This window comes from Kribbella sp. NPDC026611 (assembly GCF_040638345.1).
GTDB lineage: Bacteria > Actinomycetota > Actinomycetes > Propionibacteriales > Kribbellaceae > Kribbella.
Window position 1 is genome coordinate 1184443 of the sequence record NZ_JBEZYC010000002.1, and the last position, 17388, is coordinate 1201830.

The 17388-nt window shown below is 68.2% G+C and carries 14 protein-coding genes; 5 read left to right on the forward strand and 9 right to left on the reverse strand.

What is annotated here, in order from left to right; genetic code table 11:
- Positions 1-4: 4 nt before the first annotated feature.
- The 6 genes from AB0E69_RS11675 to AB0E69_RS11700 are packed head-to-tail and all read right to left on the reverse strand — an operon-like array spanning position 5 to position 6727.
- Positions 5-1585 carry an aldehyde dehydrogenase family protein gene (locus tag AB0E69_RS11675; protein WP_360142936.1) on the reverse strand — a complete coding sequence of 527 codons (1581 nt, stop codon included), beginning with the start codon at positions 1583-1585 and terminating at the stop codon, positions 5-7.
- Entirely contained in the window at positions 1582-2469 is an 888-nt protein-coding gene (locus AB0E69_RS11680) for an ATP-binding cassette domain-containing protein (RefSeq protein ID WP_360142938.1), read from the reverse strand. The genes AB0E69_RS11675 and AB0E69_RS11680 overlap by 4 nt, the downstream gene beginning before the upstream one ends.
- Entirely contained in the window at positions 2462-3460 is a 999-nt protein-coding gene (locus AB0E69_RS11685) for an ABC transporter ATP-binding protein (RefSeq protein ID WP_360142940.1), read from the reverse strand. The genes AB0E69_RS11680 and AB0E69_RS11685 overlap by 8 nt, the downstream gene beginning before the upstream one ends.
- A complete protein-coding gene (locus AB0E69_RS11690) occupies positions 3457-4275 on the reverse strand; it encodes an ABC transporter permease (protein ID WP_360142942.1) in 819 nt (272 codons plus the stop codon). The genes AB0E69_RS11685 and AB0E69_RS11690 overlap by 4 nt, the downstream gene beginning before the upstream one ends.
- On the reverse strand, positions 4275-5219 hold the full coding sequence (locus AB0E69_RS11695; RefSeq protein ID WP_360142944.1) for an ABC transporter permease: 945 nt from the start codon (positions 5217-5219) through the stop codon (positions 4275-4277). The genes AB0E69_RS11690 and AB0E69_RS11695 overlap by 1 nt, the downstream gene beginning before the upstream one ends.
- Positions 5216-6727 carry an ABC transporter substrate-binding protein gene (locus AB0E69_RS11700; protein WP_360142946.1) on the reverse strand — a complete coding sequence of 504 codons (1512 nt, stop codon included), beginning with the start codon at positions 6725-6727 and terminating at the stop codon, positions 5216-5218. The genes AB0E69_RS11695 and AB0E69_RS11700 overlap by 4 nt, the downstream gene beginning before the upstream one ends.
- Before the next feature lie 108 nt (positions 6728-6835).
- Here AB0E69_RS11700 and AB0E69_RS11705 point away from each other — a divergent pair, with 108 nt between their 5' ends.
- Genes AB0E69_RS11705 through AB0E69_RS11715 form a run of 3 tightly spaced genes read left to right on the forward strand, consistent with a single transcriptional unit; the run spans position 6836 to position 10683 of the window.
- Positions 6836-7594: a GntR family transcriptional regulator gene (locus AB0E69_RS11705; protein ID WP_360142948.1), complete on the forward strand. Its 759-nt coding sequence runs from the start codon at positions 6836-6838 to the stop codon at positions 7592-7594.
- 51 nt (positions 7595-7645) lie between these two features.
- The gene (locus AB0E69_RS11710) at positions 7646-9289 is read left to right on the forward strand and encodes an FAD-dependent oxidoreductase (RefSeq protein WP_360142950.1); all 1644 of its coding nucleotides are present in this window, start codon (positions 7646-7648) and stop codon (positions 9287-9289) included.
- Entirely contained in the window at positions 9289-10683 is a 1395-nt protein-coding gene (locus AB0E69_RS11715) for an ATP-binding protein (RefSeq protein ID WP_360142952.1), read from the forward strand. Before AB0E69_RS11710 ends, AB0E69_RS11715 begins: the two co-directional genes overlap by 1 nt.
- 107 nt (positions 10684-10790) lie before the next feature.
- Here AB0E69_RS11715 and AB0E69_RS11720 read toward each other — a convergent pair whose 3' ends face one another.
- Positions 10791-11315: a hypothetical protein gene (locus tag AB0E69_RS11720; RefSeq protein WP_360142954.1), complete on the reverse strand. Its 525-nt coding sequence runs from the start codon at positions 11313-11315 to the stop codon at positions 10791-10793.
- Positions 11316-11451: 136 nt separating this feature from the next.
- A complete protein-coding gene (locus AB0E69_RS11725) occupies positions 11452-14019 on the reverse strand; it encodes an MXAN_6230/SCO0854 family RING domain-containing protein (RefSeq protein ID WP_360142956.1) in 2568 nt (855 codons plus the stop codon).
- 407 nt (positions 14020-14426) lie between these two features.
- Between AB0E69_RS11725 and AB0E69_RS11730 the strand changes: the two genes are divergently transcribed.
- Complete coding sequence (locus AB0E69_RS11730; protein WP_360142958.1) at positions 14427-15665, forward strand: MFS transporter; 1239 nt, start codon at positions 14427-14429, stop codon at positions 15663-15665.
- An 80-nt stretch (positions 15666-15745) separates the two neighbouring features.
- Here AB0E69_RS11730 and AB0E69_RS11735 read toward each other — a convergent pair whose 3' ends face one another.
- Entirely contained in the window at positions 15746-15934 is a 189-nt protein-coding gene (locus tag AB0E69_RS11735) for a DEAD/DEAH box helicase (protein WP_360142960.1), read from the reverse strand.
- Between the two features lie 202 nt (positions 15935-16136).
- Here AB0E69_RS11735 and AB0E69_RS11740 point away from each other — a divergent pair, with 202 nt between their 5' ends.
- A complete protein-coding gene (locus tag AB0E69_RS11740; RefSeq protein WP_360143026.1) occupies positions 16137-17384 on the forward strand; it encodes a GGDEF domain-containing protein in 1248 nt (415 codons plus the stop codon).
- The last annotated feature ends 4 nt before the right edge of the window (positions 17385-17388 follow it).

The window sequence follows — 17388 nt, forward strand, 5'->3', positions numbered from 1 at the left end:
CCTCTCAGGGACGTGGTCGGATGATCGCCATCCGGGTCGTGGTCAGCTCCTCGATCGCGAAGCGAGGACCCTCCCGGCCGGTGCCTGAGTCCTTGACGCCGCCGTACGGCATCACGTCGGACCGGAACCCCGGTACATCGTTGATCACCACCCCGCCGACCTCCAGCCGATCGATCGCCGCGAACGCGGTCTCCAGGGAGGAGGTGAACACACTCGCGTGCAGCCCGTACCGCGTCTCGTTTACCACTCGGAGAGCGCTCGCTACGTCCGGGACGGACCGTACGGCGATCACCGGCCCGAAGATCTCCTCGTCCCACGCCAACTGCCCATCCGGTACGTCGGTGAGCACGATCGGCCCCAGCACTGCACCACCTGGAACCTCCGGGGAGGTCGCGCTCTCGGAAGATGCCGTACCGGGGGCGCCGTAGGCGATCGTCGCTCCGGGGGCGCCCTCGGCGATCGGCCCCAGCACGTCACCGCCTGGAACCTCCGCGGCGGTCGCGCTCTCGGACGTACCGGGGGCGCCGTAGGCGATCGTGGCGCCGGCACGGACCGCGTCTTCTACCCAGGTGCGGACCCGCTCGGTGGACTGTGGGTTAATGAGCGCGGAGACGCGAGTGTCTGGATCGCGGGGGTCTCCAACGACGACGGCGGGGAGACGAGCGCCGAGCCGCTCGAGCAACGCCTCTCGCACTGACTCGACCGCGATGACGCGTTGGACGGAGATGCAGGCCTGACCGGAGGCGTAGTACCCGCCCCGGATGATCGCGTCCGCCGCCGCATCGAGATCAGCGTCCTCGGCGACCACCAGAGCCGAGTTGGAACCGAGCTCGAGCAGCACCTTCGTCGGCGCTGCGTCCCGGGCAATCCGATGACCAACAGCGGCCGACCCAGTGAACGAGACCGCGCCGATCCGACCATCCGTCGTGAGCGTTGCGCCTACATCCGATCCCCCGGTGATCAATTGAACAGCGCTCTCCGGCGCTCCCGCGTCAGCAAGAGCGGAGCGCATGAGATGCACGAGCCAGAGCGTCGCGAGCGGTGTCTGCGGCGCCGGCTTCACGATGATCGGACAACCGGCCGCGAACGCAGGCGCGACCTTGTGCGCCGCCAGAAGCAGCGGATAGTTGAAGCCGGTGATCCCGACGACAACCCCGATCGGCTTCCGCACCCAAAAACCTTGCAGACCCTCGCCACTCGGCAGCAGGTCAAGAGGCACCGTCTCACCGTGCAACCGGGCAACTTCCTCGGCCGATGTCTCCAGCGTCAACAATGTTCGATCGATCTCAACGCGACAATCGATCATCGGTTTGCCGGTTTCGAGCACGAGCAGATCAACGAACGCATCCCGCTCAGCAAGGACAGCGGAATGCACGCTCTGCAAGACTTTCCGGCGCAAGTACGACGGCAGCCGCCCGACAGTCTCGCGTACGCCGACAGCGTGATCGATCGATCGCCGAGCGAGCTCGACGTCCCCGACCGGTGCATCCGCCACCGCCGACCCGTCGTACGGGAACACCACGGGAGCGCGATCGGAGGTCTCGATCCAGGACTCACCGATCGGCAGGCCGGCTGGAAACTTCACGCTGGTTCTCCCTTCGTCGTGAGCAGGTCGGAGGTCGTTGCTCCGGACAGCGCTCGCTGCAGGGTGGGGATGGCGGAGACGAGGCGTTGCGTGTACGGATGCTGGGGTGCGGCATAGACGTCGCCGGTGAAGCCGGTCTCGACGATCTGGCCGGCGTGCATGACGGCGACGCGGTCGCAGACGTGCTTCACCACGGAGAGATCGTGCGAAACGAACACCAAGGTCAGGTTGAGCTCGTCGACCAGATCCGAGATCAGGTTCAGCACCTGAGCACGGACGGAGACGTCGAGCGCACTCACCGGCTCGTCGGCGATCAGGATCCGCGGCCGCGGCGCGAGCGCGCGGGCGATCGAGATCCGTTGCCGCTGGCCACCCGAGAACTGGTGCGGGTACCGGTCCCCGGCATCCGCGGACAGCCCGACCGCCTCCAGCAGCTCGCGAACACGCTCTCCCGAGGCGGGATGACCTTGGACCACGAGCGGCTCGGCGATGATGTCGCGGACCCGCATCCGCGGGTCGAGAGAACTCATCGGATCCTGGAACACGAGCTGCAGGTTCTCCCGCAGGAACCGCAACCGGCGTTCCGGGAGACGCGTGATGTCGGTGCCCTCGACGATCACGTTTCCCGAGGTCGCGCGGTCCAGAGCCGCGATGATCCGGAGCAGCGTCGACTTCCCGCACCCCGACTCCCCCACGATCCCGAACCGCTCCCCCGGCTTCACCTCCAGGCTCACCCCGCGCAATGCGTGCACGACCGGCGCGGTCTTCACCAACGAGGTCCGAGGTCGTGGATAGTCGCGCACCACGTCAACTGCTCGAATGATCGGCTCGACCTCTGGATGCGGAACCGGAATGTGCTCGTGTGTGGTCAAGGAGTCAGGCATCGGTGGCTCCTGCTGGATGGAAGCAGGCGAAGCCGCGCTGTTCGGAGCCAGTCCACGGAGGTGGTTTCTCGCAGGCTTCGGTCGCATGCGCACAACGGGTACGGAAGACGCAGCCGGTGGGAAACTGGCCCGCGGGTGGGACGTTGCCGGGGATCGTGGTGAGCCGGTGCGCAGCGGTTTCCAGATCGGAAGCGGCGAGCAGGCCCTCGGTGTAGCGATGGCGGGGTCGGGTGAAGACCTCTGCGACCGGACCGGACTCGACGACGCGTCCGCCGTACATGACCAAGACTCGTTCGCACACCGTTGCGACGACGGCGAGGTCGTGGGTGATGAAGAGCAGGGCCGACGAGCGGGCCATCACGCCACGGACGATGAGGTCCAGGACGAGCGCTTGGACAGTGACGTCAAGAGCGGTGGTCGGTTCGTCGCAGATCAGCAGCGCCGGATCGTTGGCCAGGGCAAGCGCAAGGACGACTCGTTGCCGTTGGCCACCAGAGAGCTGGTGCGGGTACGCACGCAGTGTGTCCACAGGCAGCTGTACCAGCTCCAGCAGCTCGGCCGCGGCAACCCGGGCAGCACGACCGGCGGCTCCGACACCGCGCCGCGCCGATCGCGTAGCGGCGTCGCCACGACGATCCCTGTGGATCAGGATCGCCTCAGCAACCTGGTCACCGATTCGCATGGTCGGGTTGAGGGCGGTCATCGGTTCCTGGAAGACCATCGCGACGTCGCGACCGCGGATCCGCGACATCCGCCGCTCGTCCGCGCCGATGAGGTCGTGCCCAACACCGTCGAGCCGCACCGACCCGCCGGCGACCACATCCTCCGGCAGCAGACCGAGAATGCTCAGCGCGGTCAGCGACTTCCCAGACCCCGACTCGCCGATCAACCCGACCCGCTCCCCCGGCCCCACGGTGAGATCCACGTCCGAGACCAGCGCCTTGTCGCGCACCCGCACAGACAGCTCGCGAACAGTGAGTACGTCGCTCATCGCCGGTCCTCCAGCTTCGGGTCGAACCGGTCGCGGAGCCCGTCGCCGAGCAGGTTGAAGCCCAGCACGGCGATCGCGATCGCCACCCCCGGGGAGATAGCCAGCCGTGGCGCAGTGAACAGAAACTCCTGGCTCTCCTGCAGCATCCGTCCCCACGACGGCGTCGGCGGCGGCGTCCCGTACCCGAGGAAGGAGAGCGCGGCCTCGGCGAGAACGGCGATCGCGAACGACACCGACGCCTGCACCGTGATCAGGCTGGTCACGTTCGGGAGCACGTGCCGGACCGCGATCGGCCACGGTTGCCGCCCGGCCGCGCGCGCCGCGAGCACGTACTCCGAGCGCATCACCTGCAGCGCCCCGCTCCGGATCACCCGGGCGAAGCTGGGCACCGAAGCGATGCCGATGGCAATCATCGCGGTCAGCGTGCTGGCGCCGAACACGGCGCCGAACATGATCGCGAGCAGCAGCGCGGGAAACGCGAGCAGCAGATCGTTGGCGCGCATCACGAGCTCGCCCGGCCAGCGCCGTACCATCGCCGCCAGGATCCCGAGCGGTACGCCGATCACCGCGGCGACGCCGACCGCGACCACGCCGACGAAGAGCGTGGTCCGGGAACCGACCATGATCTGGCTGAGGATGTCCCGGCCGAACTTGTCAGTCCCGAACCAGTGCGACCAGGACGGCTTCAGCAACCGCGACGCCGGGCTCACGAGCGTCGCGTCGTACGGCGTCCAGACGAACGAGATCAGCGCCGCCAGCACGATGATCCCGACGATCACCGCGCCCGCGACGAGGCTGGGATTCAGGCGTCTCATCATGCCGACCTCAAGCGCGGGTCGAGGGCGACGTACAGCAGGTCGACGAGGAAGTTGACGAGGAGAACCGCGATCACGAGGACCATGACCACGTCCTGCACGAGCAGCAGATCGCGGTTGGAGACGCCGTCCAGCAAGAGGCTGCCGAGGCCCGGGATCACGAACACGCGCTCGACGACGACGGCGCCGATCAGGAGCGTCGCCAACTGCAGGCCGAGGACTGTGACGACTGGTACTGCCGCATTGCGCAAGCCGTGTCTCCAGAGCGCCTGGAACGGACGGAGACCCTTGGCCCGCGCGGTCCGTAGGTAGTCCTCGCGGAGAACATCCAGCACCGCGCTCCGGACGTACCGGGTCAGAACCGCGCCCTGGACCAGGCCGAGAGACAGCGCCGGGAGGATCAGTTGCTTGAGGAACATGAGCGGATCCTGAGCCGGTGGCGTCCACCCGTTGGCCGGCAACCAACCGAGCTTCACCGCGAAAGCCACGATCAGCAAGATCCCGGCGAGAAACGCGGGAACCGCGACGCCGACCTGGGAAACGGCGGAGAGCGCGAGTCCGGAGAGCTTCCGGTGCCGGGCCGCCATCACCGTCCCGGCCGGCGCCGCGACCAGCAGCGCGATCACCATCCCGGCGATCACCAGCCACAACGTCACCTGCAACCGGTCGAACACCTGCGGCCCGATCGCGACCTTGGAGATGTACGACGTCCCGAGATCACCGTGCAGCAGCCCGCCGACCCAGTCGAAGTACTGCGTCGGCAACGGCCGGTCGAGGCCGAACTGGCGCCGCAGCTCGGCCACGGCCTGATCGGACGCGTTCACGCCGAGCGCGACCCGCGCGGGATCGCCGGGCAGCACCGCCATGAACGCGAACACCAGCACCGAGCTCACCGCAAGACTGATCAAGAACACCCCGGTGCGCTCGATCAGGCGGAGAATCATCGCGCGAGCTTCGACAGATCGAAGTTCTCGGTGATCGCGTTGGTCGGGAGCCCCTTGATGTTCTTGTCGGCCACCATCAGGTTCGGCAGCAGGAAGAGCCAGTCGCCGGCCGCCTGCTCGGAGATCCGGCGGGCGGCCTTCTTCAGGTTGTCGACCTGCGCGGCCTCGTCGCCGGTGTCCGCCGCGGTCAGGTACCCCTGCAGCGTCGGATCGTCGTACCGCGTGTAGTACTTCGGGTTGAACACGGCCCCGAGGTCGCGCGGCTCGACGTGGGCGATGATCGACATGTCGTAGTCGGCGTTCTTGAAGACCGTCGTCAGCCACGCCGCCGGGAACTCGAGCTGGTCGATCTGCACCTTCAGCCCGGCCTGCTCCAGCTGGCTCTTCACCACCTGACCGCAAGAGGTTGCGTAAGGCAACGTCGGCAGCCGCAGCCGCAGTGTCTTGCCGGCGGCACCGGATGCCTGCAGCAACGACTTCGCCTTCACCAGGTCGTACGGCGCGACGCCCGTCAGGTCCTCGTACCACGGATCGGTCGGCGGGACCATGCTGCCGATCAGCTTGCCGCGACCGGCGAAACACGTGTCCAGCAAGGCCTTGTGGTCGATCGCCTGCCGGATCGCCTGGCGGGTACGGACGTCCTTGAAGACCGGCCGCGAGTTGTTGAACGAGAGCAGCACCTCGCCGTTGGTCGTCCCCTCGATCACCTGGTACTTGTCGTTGCTGGTGAACTGGGAGAGCGCTTCCGGCGCCTGGACGGTGCCGACCACGTTGATCGTGCCGGTCAGGAGTGCGTTGTTCAGCGCGGTCGGGTCCTTGAAGTACTTCAGCGTGATCTGCTGGAAGAACGGCTTGCTCCCCCAGTAGCCGTCGTTGCGGACCAGCACGATCGAGTCGCCCCGGTTCCACTTCGAGAACTTGAACGGTCCGGTGCCGATCGGAGTCGTCGCGAGAGCGCTCACCCCGCTCTCCGAGAACATTGCGCCGATCCGGGTGGTCATCCGGAACAGCCAGTCGTTGCTCGGCTTGGCGAGCGTCACCTGCAGCTGGGTCGGCGAGAGTGCTTTGGCAGCCGAGACCACGTCCATCGCGCCCTTCAGCGAGATGGTCCACGCCGACTTGACCCGGTTGATGCTGAACACCGCGTCCGCCGCGGTGAACTGTTTGTCGTTGCTGAACTTCGCGTTGTCGACCAGGTCGAACGTGTACGTCTTGCGGTCCGGCGACACCGTCCACGACTTCGCCAGCGACGGCACGATCTTGCCGGAGTCGTCCTGCTTGACCAGCGTCTCGTACACGTTCCCGAGCAGCGCCTGCGGGATCGCAGCGCCGTCGGTGGTAGTGAAGTCCAGGCTGGCCGGCTCGGCGACCAGACCGATCGCCAGGTTCTGGTTGGCGCCCGGCGAGCTGCCCGACGATGTACCCGAACCGGCCGAGCAGGCCGTCACCGCCAGCAGCGCCGCGGAGGCGAGGAACGCGACCGCTCGAGTGGAAAACGACGACTTCACGTCAGCTCCTCCGTGCCGCCAACTGGTCCGACCAGTGGACTAGGTCTCAATGGGCCACTAGGTTTGTCCCCTACTCAGGTGCCTGTCAAGCGATGGGAGGCGTGCCGGATGACAAAAGGTCCGCAGTTCCAGCCGGTACAGCCCGTGCGCGCGTACCAGCGGATCGTCGAGCAGGTCGAGGACGCGCTCGCCCGGGGTGACCTGACGCCGGGCCAGCGGTTGCCGAGCGAGCGCGAGCTGGTCGCTCAGTTCGCGGTCAGCCGGTCGACGGTGCGCGAGGCGCTCCGGGTGCTGGAGAGCAACGGCGTGGTGCGGTCCCGGCCCGGGGACCCGAACGGACCCGAGATCCTGCCGTTCTCGCAGGCCGCCCTCCGCAAGCAGATGGTCCGGCTGGCCCGCGTCGACGAGCTCACGCTGAGCGAGCTGATCGGGTTCCGGATGATCATGGACGGCGCCGCGATCCAGGTCGCGTCCCGGCTCCGGACCGAGACCGAGCTGGACGAGCTCGAGCACACGCTGGTCGCGATGCGGGACGCGATCGACGTCGACTTCGCTGCGTTCGGCGAGGCCGATCTCGCGTTCCACGAGCTGATCGCGCGGATCAGCCGCAATGCGCTGATCCAGACCTGCAACGAGGTCGTCCGCGGCGTCGTCCTCAGCCTGATCTCGGACAAGATCGCGCACGCGCCGAACAGCCGGGCCCTGATGCTCGAGTCGCTGCACCACCACGCCGACGTGGTCGACGCGATCCGGACCGGCAACGGGCACGCGGCCGCCCGGATCGCCCGCCAGAACATGTTCGACTACTACGCCGGGTATGTGCCCGACTCCGAACAGGAAACGTTGCGCGCGCTCATAGAGGACTGAGGGTTTCCCGTGGCATTCTGACGGGATCGGTTCACTGGTGGGGGGCACCGCGTGAGCAAACCTGCGATTCTCACTGTCGACGACGACCCGATGGTCTCTGCCGCGATCTCCCGGGATCTGCGCCGGCGGTACGGCGACGACTACCTGGTGGTGAAGGCGACCTCGGGCGACCAGGCCCTGGCCGCGCTGACCAAGTTGGCCCTGCGCAACCAACCGGTCGCGCTGATCGCCACCGACCAGCGCATGCCCGGTATGACCGGGATCGAGCTCCTGGAACGCGCCCGGGCGCATGTACCGAGTGCGAAGTACCTGTTGCTCACCGCATATGCCGACACCGACGTCGCTATCAAGGCGATCAACGACATCGGCCTGGACTACTACCTGCTGAAGCCGTGGGATCCGCCCGAAGACCAGCTGTTCCCGGTCATCGACGACCTGCTCGGTGACTGGCAGCACGCCAACCCCGAGCACACGTCCGACGTCCGGGTGGTCGGCAACCGCTGGTCGGACCGCGCCCACGACATCAAGACCTTCCTCGCCCGCAACCACGTGCCGTACCAGTGGTACGACGTGGATGGCGATGCCGAAGGCAAGCGACTCCGCGAGCTCGCGGGTGCCGACGACAACGACCTGCCGCTGGTCCTCGTACCGGACGGCGAGACCCTTCGCTGCCCGACCGCCCTGGACCTGGCCGCTGCACTCGGCCTGCGCACGAGGGCCGAACAGCCGCTCTACGACGTCTGCATTGTCGGCGGCGGCCCGGCCGGCCTGGCGGCCGGCGTCTACGCGGCGTCCGAGGGCCTCAGTACGGTGATCGTCGAGCGCGAGGCACCCGGTGGTCAGGCCGGCCTGAGCGCTGCCATCGAGAACTATCTCGGCTTCCCACGCGGACTGACCGGCTCCGACCTCGCGCAGCGCGCCGTCGCGCAGGCCGCGCGGTTCGGTGCGGAGATGGTGCTGGCCAGATCGGTCGTCGGACTCGAGTCCCGCGGCCCGGTCCACGCCGTACTGCTGGAAGGGGCGGGTGAGATCGAGGCACGCGCCCTGATCGTTGCCACTGGAGTCGAGTACCGCAATCTCGACGTCAAAGGGCTCAGTGACTTCAGCGGGCGCGGCGTGTACTACGGCGCGACCGCCAGCGAGGCCAGCCAGGTGCAGGATGACGAGGTGTACGTCGTCGGCGCGGCGAACTCGGCCGGCCAGGCTGCCCTCAACCTCTCCCGGTACGCCAAGCGGCTGGTCCTGCTGGTCCGCGGCGACTCGCTCGAGCGCTCGATGTCGAAGTACCTGATCGACAAGATCACCAAGGCACCAAACATCGAGGTGCGCTGCCGGACCCAGGTGGTCGGCTGCCGCGGCGACGGTCACCTCGAGGCACTGACGCTGGCCGCCGACGGGCGGGTCGAGGAAGTGTCCGCGAGCTGGCTCTTCATCTTCGCCGGCGCCATCCCGCGCACGGACTGGCTCGGTGACTCGGTGGTCCGCGACGAGAAGGGATTCGTCGTCACCGGCCCCGACCTGGTCGCCGCGGAGCGCTGGACGTTGCCACGGCCGCCGTACGCACTCGAAACCAGCGTGCCGGGCGTGTTCGCGGCCGGCGACGTACGGCTCGACTCGATGAAACGCGTCGCCTCAGCAGTCGGTGAGGGTGCCATGTCGATCTATCTCGTCCACCGCTTCCTTGCGAGCACCTGATGGACGCCGACGTCCTCCGGGACATCCCACTGTTCGCCGGTCTGACCAGTGCGCAGCTCGATGAGCTGATCGCCGGCAGTACCGCCGTGCCGATCGAGCTGGGCAACGACCTGTTCCACGAAGGCGAACCGGCCGACTTCTGGTGGGTGCTGGTCGAGGGTGTGATCGCGCTGCACCGCAAGATCGGTCGCGAGGACACAGTGCTGGGCAAGATGGACGTACCGGGCCGCTGGGCGGGCGGATTCTGCGCGTGGGACGAGCACGGCGTCTACCTGGCCAGCGGGCGCGGCCTTGCCGACGGAGTGGTACTGCGGGTGCCCGCAGAGCTGCTCCGGGACCGCATCGACGCCTGGTTCCCGCTCGCTGGTCATTTGATCAAGGGCGTGTACGGAACTGCGCGAGCGATCGAATCGACCGCTCGGCAACGCGAGTCGCTGATCACTTTGGGCACCCTGGCCGCTGGACTCGCGCACGAGATCAACAACCCCGCTGCGGCGGCTGCTCGCTCGGTCAGCGCGCTCGACACCGCCTGTGTCTCGTTGCTGTCCGCGCTGCGCCGGCTGGCCGAAGGGGAGGTCACCGCGGCCCAGTTCAGCGCGCTCGACGAGCTACGCCTCGAGTTGGCCGACGGGACACCTGCACCGGACCCGGTGGACCTCGCTGACAACGAGAACACGATCTCGGACTGGCTGGACGACCACGGCATCGCCAACGACTGGCTGATCGCACCCCCGCTCGCCGCAGCGGGCGCGGACATCCAGTGGTGCGAACGTGCCGCCGCCGTACTGGATCATGCTGTCGAGCCTGGTCTGGAGTGGGTGGCGAGCACGCTGTCCACCGCTACGTTGCTGAGTGAGGTGAAGGAGTCGACGCGCCGGATCACCGAGCTGGTCGCGGCGGTCCGCTCGTACTCCCAGCTGGACCGCGGCTCGATCCAGACCATCGACGTGACCGAGGGCATCGAGAGCACGCTGGTGATGCTCGGGCACAAGCTCCGCGACCGGGTCGAGGTGATCCGCGCGTACGGCGCCGACGTACCGCTGATCGACGCGTTCGCCGGGGAGCTCAACCAGGTGTGGACGAACCTGATCGACAACGCCGCCGACGCCATCGACCAGGCCGGGACGTTGCGGATCACGACGCGCTCCGAGAGCGATCAGATCGTCGTCGAGTTCACCGATTCTGGCCGGGGAATGCCGGCCGAGGTCGCCGCGCGGGCGTTCGAGCCGTTCTACACGACCAAGGACGTCGGCAAGGGGACCGGGCTGGGCCTCGACATCGCCCACCGGATCGTGGTGGAGCACCATGGCGGCACGATCGGGATCAGCTCGCACCCGGGCGAGACAACGCTCCAGGTGCGGCTCCCGCACCGGCCACCGAAGACCGGCGGCTGAAGACCGGCGGCTGACGTCGTAGCGGACGGCAGGAGGCCTGTACTGCGGACGCCGTGAACCCGCCCGCTCAGCGGCGTCCGGCGACCCCCTGCCGTCCGGTACGGGTCTCAGGTGGAGTGCTCGAGGATACGGACCCTCGGCACCTTCAGGATCTTGCGGGCCTTGGTGGTCCAGTCGGAGCAGAGGAAGCTCGCCGCGGTCTCCGGCCACGCGACCACGAGCACGTCCTCGCTGCGGGTCGTCTTCACCATCTGCATCAGCGCCAGCAGCACCTCGCCGTGGGTGATGGACACCTCGACCTGCTGGCCGCTCGCCGCGCGCAGCCGGCGCGAACTGTGTTCGATCACGGCAGCCAGGTCGACGGCCGGGTCAGCCAGCGTGGCCGTCGGGGTTCGGCTCGGCGGGGCCGCGGTGCTGACCGCGGTGCGGGCGGCGCCACCGGACAGACCGGCCACGTCGTCGAACGTCGCGCCGAGCAACGCCATCGGCCCACCGAATCCACGCTCCGGATGGCTGGAGACGAGCAGGTGGTAGTTGACGGGTTCCTCGTGCCTTGCGTACAGGGCGGCAACGCGGCGCGCGTCGCCCTCGCTCATCTCCCGCTCGATGAGCACCACCACGTCGTACGTCATGCGTGGCTCCCTTCGCGTCACTTCCGTTGTACTCCCGCAACGGTTCGCACCAAAGCACCGCCCCGGCCTCCGTCACCGAATTGTCAAACTCCTCTCAGGTTGCTGCCAGACTCGCCCGGGCGCAGGGCACGGCGTGTCAGGTCGGCAGCGGTGCGTGTGCGCGGGAGTCCGGCGCGAGCGTGGCCAGCAGGTACGGCGCGTCGACCAGCGACACGCTCCCGTGGTCGAGCAGGTGCGGGTGCAACGCGAACACCTCGGTGCCGGCCCGCGGCGTGATATCGCCGGTCAGTACCGCGACGAAGTCGGACCGGCTGGCCGCGTCCTCGTCCCACGCACGGTCCGGCTCGAGCCGCGCCGTGAGCCGGCGCGCGAAAGCCGCAACGTCTTCGGACGGGTCCCGCAGGTAGCCGACGACCGACCCGTCGGCGGTCCGGACCGCGACCTCGTCGGTCCGCGCGGCCGCATGCCAGCAGCAGATCTCCCAGAGGCTCACCCGGTCGCCCGAGCCGTGCACCTCCTCCAGCGTCGCAGCCATCAGCCCGAGGTGACCGCCGTACCGCGCGATGTTGTGCCCGTAGCCGGCCGCGCCGAGGTTGACGTCGTACCAGCGCAGCTCCCTGCTCAGCAGGTCGACGCCGAACGGCATGAGGATCTTCGCCGGCCCGGAGAGGTCGAAGCGGTCCTGCACAGCGGCTGGGTCGAAGAGCCCGCTTGGCTGCCGCATGACCCCGACAAAGCCGCGCTCGAGCTGGTCGAACGGTACGTCGTTGTAGCTGAAGACCACTGGGAGCACATAGCGCCCACCGACCCGCCGCACCGCCCGCAGGTCGAGGTCGACGAACTCGGTGGAGCCGTGCGGTCCGGGAGCTGATGTGAGGTCGCCGGAGTGCACCAACGCGTCCTGGTCGAACCGCAGCCTGGTGTAGTCGCACAGGCCGACGAAGCCCCACTCCTCGTCGAACACAGCCACCGACAGGTCCAGGTCGATCCGGCGGTCCTTCGGCTCGACCCAGTGCAGGAACAGGCGGAGCAGCTCGTCCTGTGGGACCGGCGCCGAACTCCCCCGGGTCATGCGGAGCAGCGTGGCCGACGAGTTCCGCTCTGACGCCGGCGCGGCCAGGCGGACCAGCTCCTCGTCCAGGAACGTCCGCCGCCAGCGCGGCAGGTCGGTTGCCCTACGCAACATCTCACCCACGAGCACGGCGGACAGGTCGGCAGCCAGTGCCGGCGGCAACGGCTCACGCTCGTCGACAGTGGTCCAGATCCGGGCGGTCCCGCCGCGAGGGAAGAACAACCGCAGGTCGCCCGGTGGCGTCCGGACCTGACCGAGCGCGGCCGTCAGCACAGCGGGTGAGACGTCGGAGACGGCTGTCGTCAATGCGTCCACGAGCACCGGGTGCTGGGCCGCCTCGAGTGCACGGGCTAGCTGGAGCAGGCGCCGTACCAACTCGCCAGGACGCTGCGCCAGCAGGTCCAGCGCGCGGTCCGGCCGTCCGTCGGCGAACGCGCCCTCGACCCGGGCGGCGAACGTCCGCATCACGAGCTGGCCGTCCTCGAGCCGGACGAACGGGTGGCGCGCCGCCTCGGACGCGACAGCCCGCCCCGCGGCCGTGGACAGGTCGAGGTGGGTACGGCGAAGGATCGCGAAGGCCAGCGCCGCCACCGGGAAGCGGGTCGCGAACTCGAACGGATGCAGGTTCTCGGCCATCCGCTTCCAGGCGCGCTCGTGGCGGAGCATGTCCTCGATCAGCGACTCGACCGGCAACCGGTTCAGCCGCTGCAGCATTACCCGACGCGTTGCTCGCGGCAACGACTTCCGCCGGGCGGGTGCGGTGCGCAGCCCGGGGTCGGCGTCCATGAGCGCGTAGATCAGCCGCAGTACGTCGGTCGCCGTACCAGCGCGGTCGATCAGGGTGGGGTCGTCGGCGAGGAAGTGAGCGATGACCAGGGCCCGCGTCTCCCGCACTGGGATGTCGTCGGGCAGCCAGGACGGATCGCCTCCGTCAAGCAGCACCTGCAGGTCGGCGCGGTCCGAGACCGACAGTGGCGAGCGTCGGAGCAGCAGTGCTTCGACTGTCTCGCGCGCTGCGTCCTCAGTCGCCAGCGACAGCAGTCGGAGGCGGTCGGAGCGGACGTGTGCCGGCTGCTCCTGCTCGGCCGACGGCCTGAGGAACGGGTCCTTGGGGTCGATCCGCCGCAGGCACAGCGGGCAGGCGCTGAAGTCAGAGCCGTCCCAGCAGGTCCGGCAGACCAGGTGAGCGCAGGGCGACACCGGATGCACCGCTTTGGTGTCGCCGCACAGCACACAGGGCTGGTCGGGCTCCTGCAGCAGCTGGGCGAACACCCGGTTCACGTAGAAGGTCTCGGTGTTGCCGGGGACGCTCTCGGGGAAGCCACGAAACAGGGGTGTGTGCTCGGTGTCGTAGCCGGACTCGGCGTCAAGCAGGTCGAGCATGGCCTTGCCGAAGCCGGCCAGTGCGGGAGCTGACAGCGAGGCGCAGTACCGGTAGAGGCTGACTGACAAGAGGAAGCCGCGCTGGATCAGGTCAGCCTGGAGTGCGGACAGGCCGAGCTGGATGGTGAGGGGACGGCGCAGCCACTGCCAGGCCGAGCGTCGCACCGGCGGCGTCAGCGTGGTGGCGTCGACCAGCCGGCGACGGCGCAGCAGGACGGCGGCCTGCGCGTCGACGGTGCGCTCGGGCATGGCGGACTCCCCCAGGTAGCGGTCGGTGAAGACGGCGCCAGGGGCGGAGAGCGGACGCGCTACATGGCCTGGTAGAGGAGAAGGAAGCACGTCCAGGAGCCGCCCCTGGCACTGAGAACGCTACCGGGTGCCGCCGACAGTTTTCGGGACCCGCTCCGGGCTCTTGGGGGCCCGGTTCGGCCCTGGAAATGAGAGCTCCGGTAGCAAGGTCGGGGCCGCCCCGCCCAGACCTCGCTACCGGAGATCTCCAGAGTAGAACGTTCATCCAAACAGTGCGCTACCGGGTCCCCCTGTTGGAACCGGAACTGGCACTGATGCGCCGCAAGTAAACCCTTGATCCGGCCGCCGACACGGATTTGATCACACTCGGGAGGTGGGGTGCCACGGATCGTGGTTACGTCGTTGGTATGAGGAGCCGCGTGGTCGAGCGCGCGCTGTGGCGCGACGTGTTCGGGCATGCGGAGTTCCGCGCGCTGTTCCTCGCCGGGGTGCTGTCGGTAGCAGGTGACCAGCTCGCCAGGGTGGCCCTGTCGGTGCTCGTCTTCGAGCGGACGGCCTCGGCCGGACTGACCGCGCTGGCCTACGGGCTGACCTACGTGCCCGACCTGCTCTTCGGACCGCTCCTGGCGGGCCTCGCCGACCGCTACCCCCGCCGTACGGTCATGATCGTCACTGACGTGACGAGGGCGATTCTCGTTGCAGGTATGGCGATTCAGGCACTTCCGCTGATCGCAGTGATCGGTTTGCTGCTCGCACTGCAGGCCTTCGGGTCGCCGTTCAACGCAGCGCGCGCGGCGACGCTTCCCGCCGTACTCCCGGGTGATCGCTACGTGCTGGGCAAGGCCGCGAACGACATGGTCGTGCAGTTCAGCCAGGTGCTCGGTTTCGGGTTCGGTGGCGCCGTCGTGGTGGCCGTCGGGGCCTCCGGTGGCCTGCTGCTCGACGCTGCAACCTTCGTGCTCTCCGCCGGCCTCGTGGCGATCGGCGTACGGCGTCGTCCGGCAGCAACAAGTGGCACTGATCTGCCACCGGCCAATTACGTCCACGAGCTGGTCTCTGGGATCGCTCTGGTTGCCCGCTCGCCGAAGCTTCGGACGCTGGTCTTCCTGGCGACGGTTGCCGGCTGCTACGTGACTGTGGAGGGCCTTGCGGTCCCGTACGCGCACCAGATCGGACACGGCACCACCGCGGCCGGACTGTTGCTGGCGGCGAGCCCAGCGGGCTGTGTGGCCGGCATGTGGCTCATCACCCTCTGGTCGCCCGAGCGCCGGATGCGACTACTGGGGCCGCTGGCAGTGGCTGCTTGCCTCCCACTGGTGTTCTGCGCCCTACAGCCCGGGCTGGCCGTCACCGTCTGTCTCTGGGCCTTGTCCGGCGCCGCGTCGGCGTACCACCTGCCGACGAGTGCCGCGTTCGTCCAGGCTGTGCCGGACCACCAGCGGGGCAAGGCGTTCGGGGTCGCGAGCACCGCGCTGAAGGGCAGCCAGGGCCTCGGAATTCTGCTCGCGGGCATGCTGGCAGAAACATTCGGCAGTTCTGTCGCACTCGCCGCGATGGGCGCTGCCGGCGCATTGCTCGCGGCCGCGGCAGGCGCGGCGTGGACCCGCGCCCGCCGAAACGGCGACGATTCCGGAATATCACGGTAGGATCAACTTCTCCGGCCGCCGGGTTTACCCCGTGAATGACTTCTCCGGAATGTTAGAAATAGGTAAAGATTTACCTTTCGTCACCAATCGTTACCGCCCTTGGCGGCGGCTGGGACGAACCAGTCGTTACCGGCCCGGAGCCAGTCGTTGCCACCACCGGTGAACCAGTCGTTCCCGCCCGAGAACCAGTCGTTCCCACCGTGGAACCAGTCGTTGCCGCCGGTGAACCAGTCGTTGCCGGTGCTGGTGGCGCGCGTTGTCTTCTGCATGATCCCGACCCTTCGATTTGACCAACTGATGGAATGCCCCGGCCACGGGCGTGACCTGACGTGAACAGGTCGTTACGATGAACGTACAAACCGCTCAGATCGACCGTGTGTGAGGCTCATGATGATTCTGATCGGTCGGAGCAGCTGGGGGCCACCCCGGCAATGGAAGCTCTGGTCGTTGCCGAGGACCGCGTTGAGTTATGTGATCGCGGTTGATGTGATTGCGGTCACGATTACCACATTGGCGGTTCGGGCCACGCTGACCGGACCGAATGCCGGGGTCACGCACTCCGAGTGGGTTGCGTTCGTGGTGCTCGCGGCGACCTCGACCCTGCACCTGGAGTCTGCCCGCGGAATCGAGCGCCGACGCGAGATGGCGGCGAATACTTCGCCGCACACGAACCTGAAGTGCCTGTGGGTCTTCGCGGCGCTGCTGCTGCTCCCGCTGTCGCTGGTGATCCCGCTGATCGTCTTGTCCTACACGTACTCCTGGTTCCGCGTGTACGGCCGGACCATTGCCCACCGCAAGGTCTTCTCGACAGCGACGTACATCCTCGCCAGCGCTGCGGCTGCCGCCGTACTGCGTGCTGGTGGGTTGCTGGACGCCCCGCGGGTGCCGACCGGGTTCTGGTCGCTGCTGGTGGTGCTCGGTGCGGCCGCTACCTGGTGGCTGGTGAACTACGCGCTCGTCATCGGCGCGATCCTGCTGGCGTCTCCCGACGCGACGGCACGGGAGGCGCTCGGTGAGCTGTCTGACCAGATGGTCGTCTGTGCCGGGCTTGGTCTCGGTGTGGCGATCGCTGCGGTCCAGTCGTCGTACCCATGGGTCGTCCCTGTGCTCATGGTGACGGTGCTGGCGCTGCACCGGGACCTGCTGCTTCCGCAGTACCAGCGCGCGGCCGGCACGGATGCGAAGACCGGTCTGGCGACGTCGTCGTACTGGGCAAACGCAGTGCCGGCTGAGCTGGCGCGGGCGGACACGCTACGCAGCACGGTCGGCCTGCTGATGCTGGACCTGGACAGGTTCAAGGAGATCAACGACACGTACGGGCACCCCGCTGGTGACGAGGCGCTGCGTGCGGTCGCTGAGGCGATCCGTGCCGAGGTCCGGCACGGCGACCTGGTCGCCCGGGTCGGTGGGGACGAGCTGGCGGTGCTGCTGCCGGGTGCGTCCGAGACGGAGATCCTGGAGGTCGCAGAGCGGATCCGGGAGCGGCTGGTAAGCATCAGTGTCTCGGTCAGCACGACCAACAACGGCACTGCGGTGATCAAGGGCGTGCCGGCCTCGTTCGGTGCGGCTGTGTACCCGGACTGCGCTGCGACGATGGACCAGCTGATCCTGGCCGCGGACGACGCGCTGCTCACGGCGAAGCGCTCGGGCCGCAACCAGATCGTCGCCGCGAAGCCCACTCCGCCGACGATCGAGCACTCCGACCAGCCTGTCGACTGACCTT

Coding starts and splice junctions, on each gene's coding strand:
- AB0E69_RS11680 (WP_360142938.1), bottom strand. CDS start 2,469: ATGCCTGACTCCTTGACCACACACGAGCACATTCCGGTTCCGCATCCA.
- AB0E69_RS11685 (WP_360142940.1), bottom strand. CDS start 3,460: ATGAGCGACGTACTCACTGTTCGCGAGCTGTCTGTGCGGGTGCGCGAC.
- AB0E69_RS11690 (WP_360142942.1), bottom strand. CDS start 4,275: ATGAGACGCCTGAATCCCAGCCTCGTCGCGGGCGCGGTGATCGTCGGG.
- AB0E69_RS11695 (WP_360142944.1), bottom strand. CDS start 5,219: ATGATTCTCCGCCTGATCGAGCGCACCGGGGTGTTCTTGATCAGTCTT.
- AB0E69_RS11705 (WP_360142948.1), top strand. CDS start 6,836: ATGACAAAAGGTCCGCAGTTCCAGCCGGTACAGCCCGTGCGCGCGTAC.
- AB0E69_RS11715 (WP_360142952.1), top strand. CDS start 9,289: ATGGACGCCGACGTCCTCCGGGACATCCCACTGTTCGCCGGTCTGACC.
- AB0E69_RS11720 (WP_360142954.1), bottom strand. CDS start 11,315: ATGACGTACGACGTGGTGGTGCTCATCGAGCGGGAGATGAGCGAGGGC.
- AB0E69_RS11725 (WP_360142956.1), bottom strand. CDS start 14,019: ATGCCCGAGCGCACCGTCGACGCGCAGGCCGCCGTCCTGCTGCGCCGT.
- AB0E69_RS11730 (WP_360142958.1), top strand. CDS start 14,427: ATGAGGAGCCGCGTGGTCGAGCGCGCGCTGTGGCGCGACGTGTTCGGG.
- AB0E69_RS11735 (WP_360142960.1), bottom strand. CDS start 15,934: ATGCAGAAGACAACGCGCGCCACCAGCACCGGCAACGACTGGTTCACC.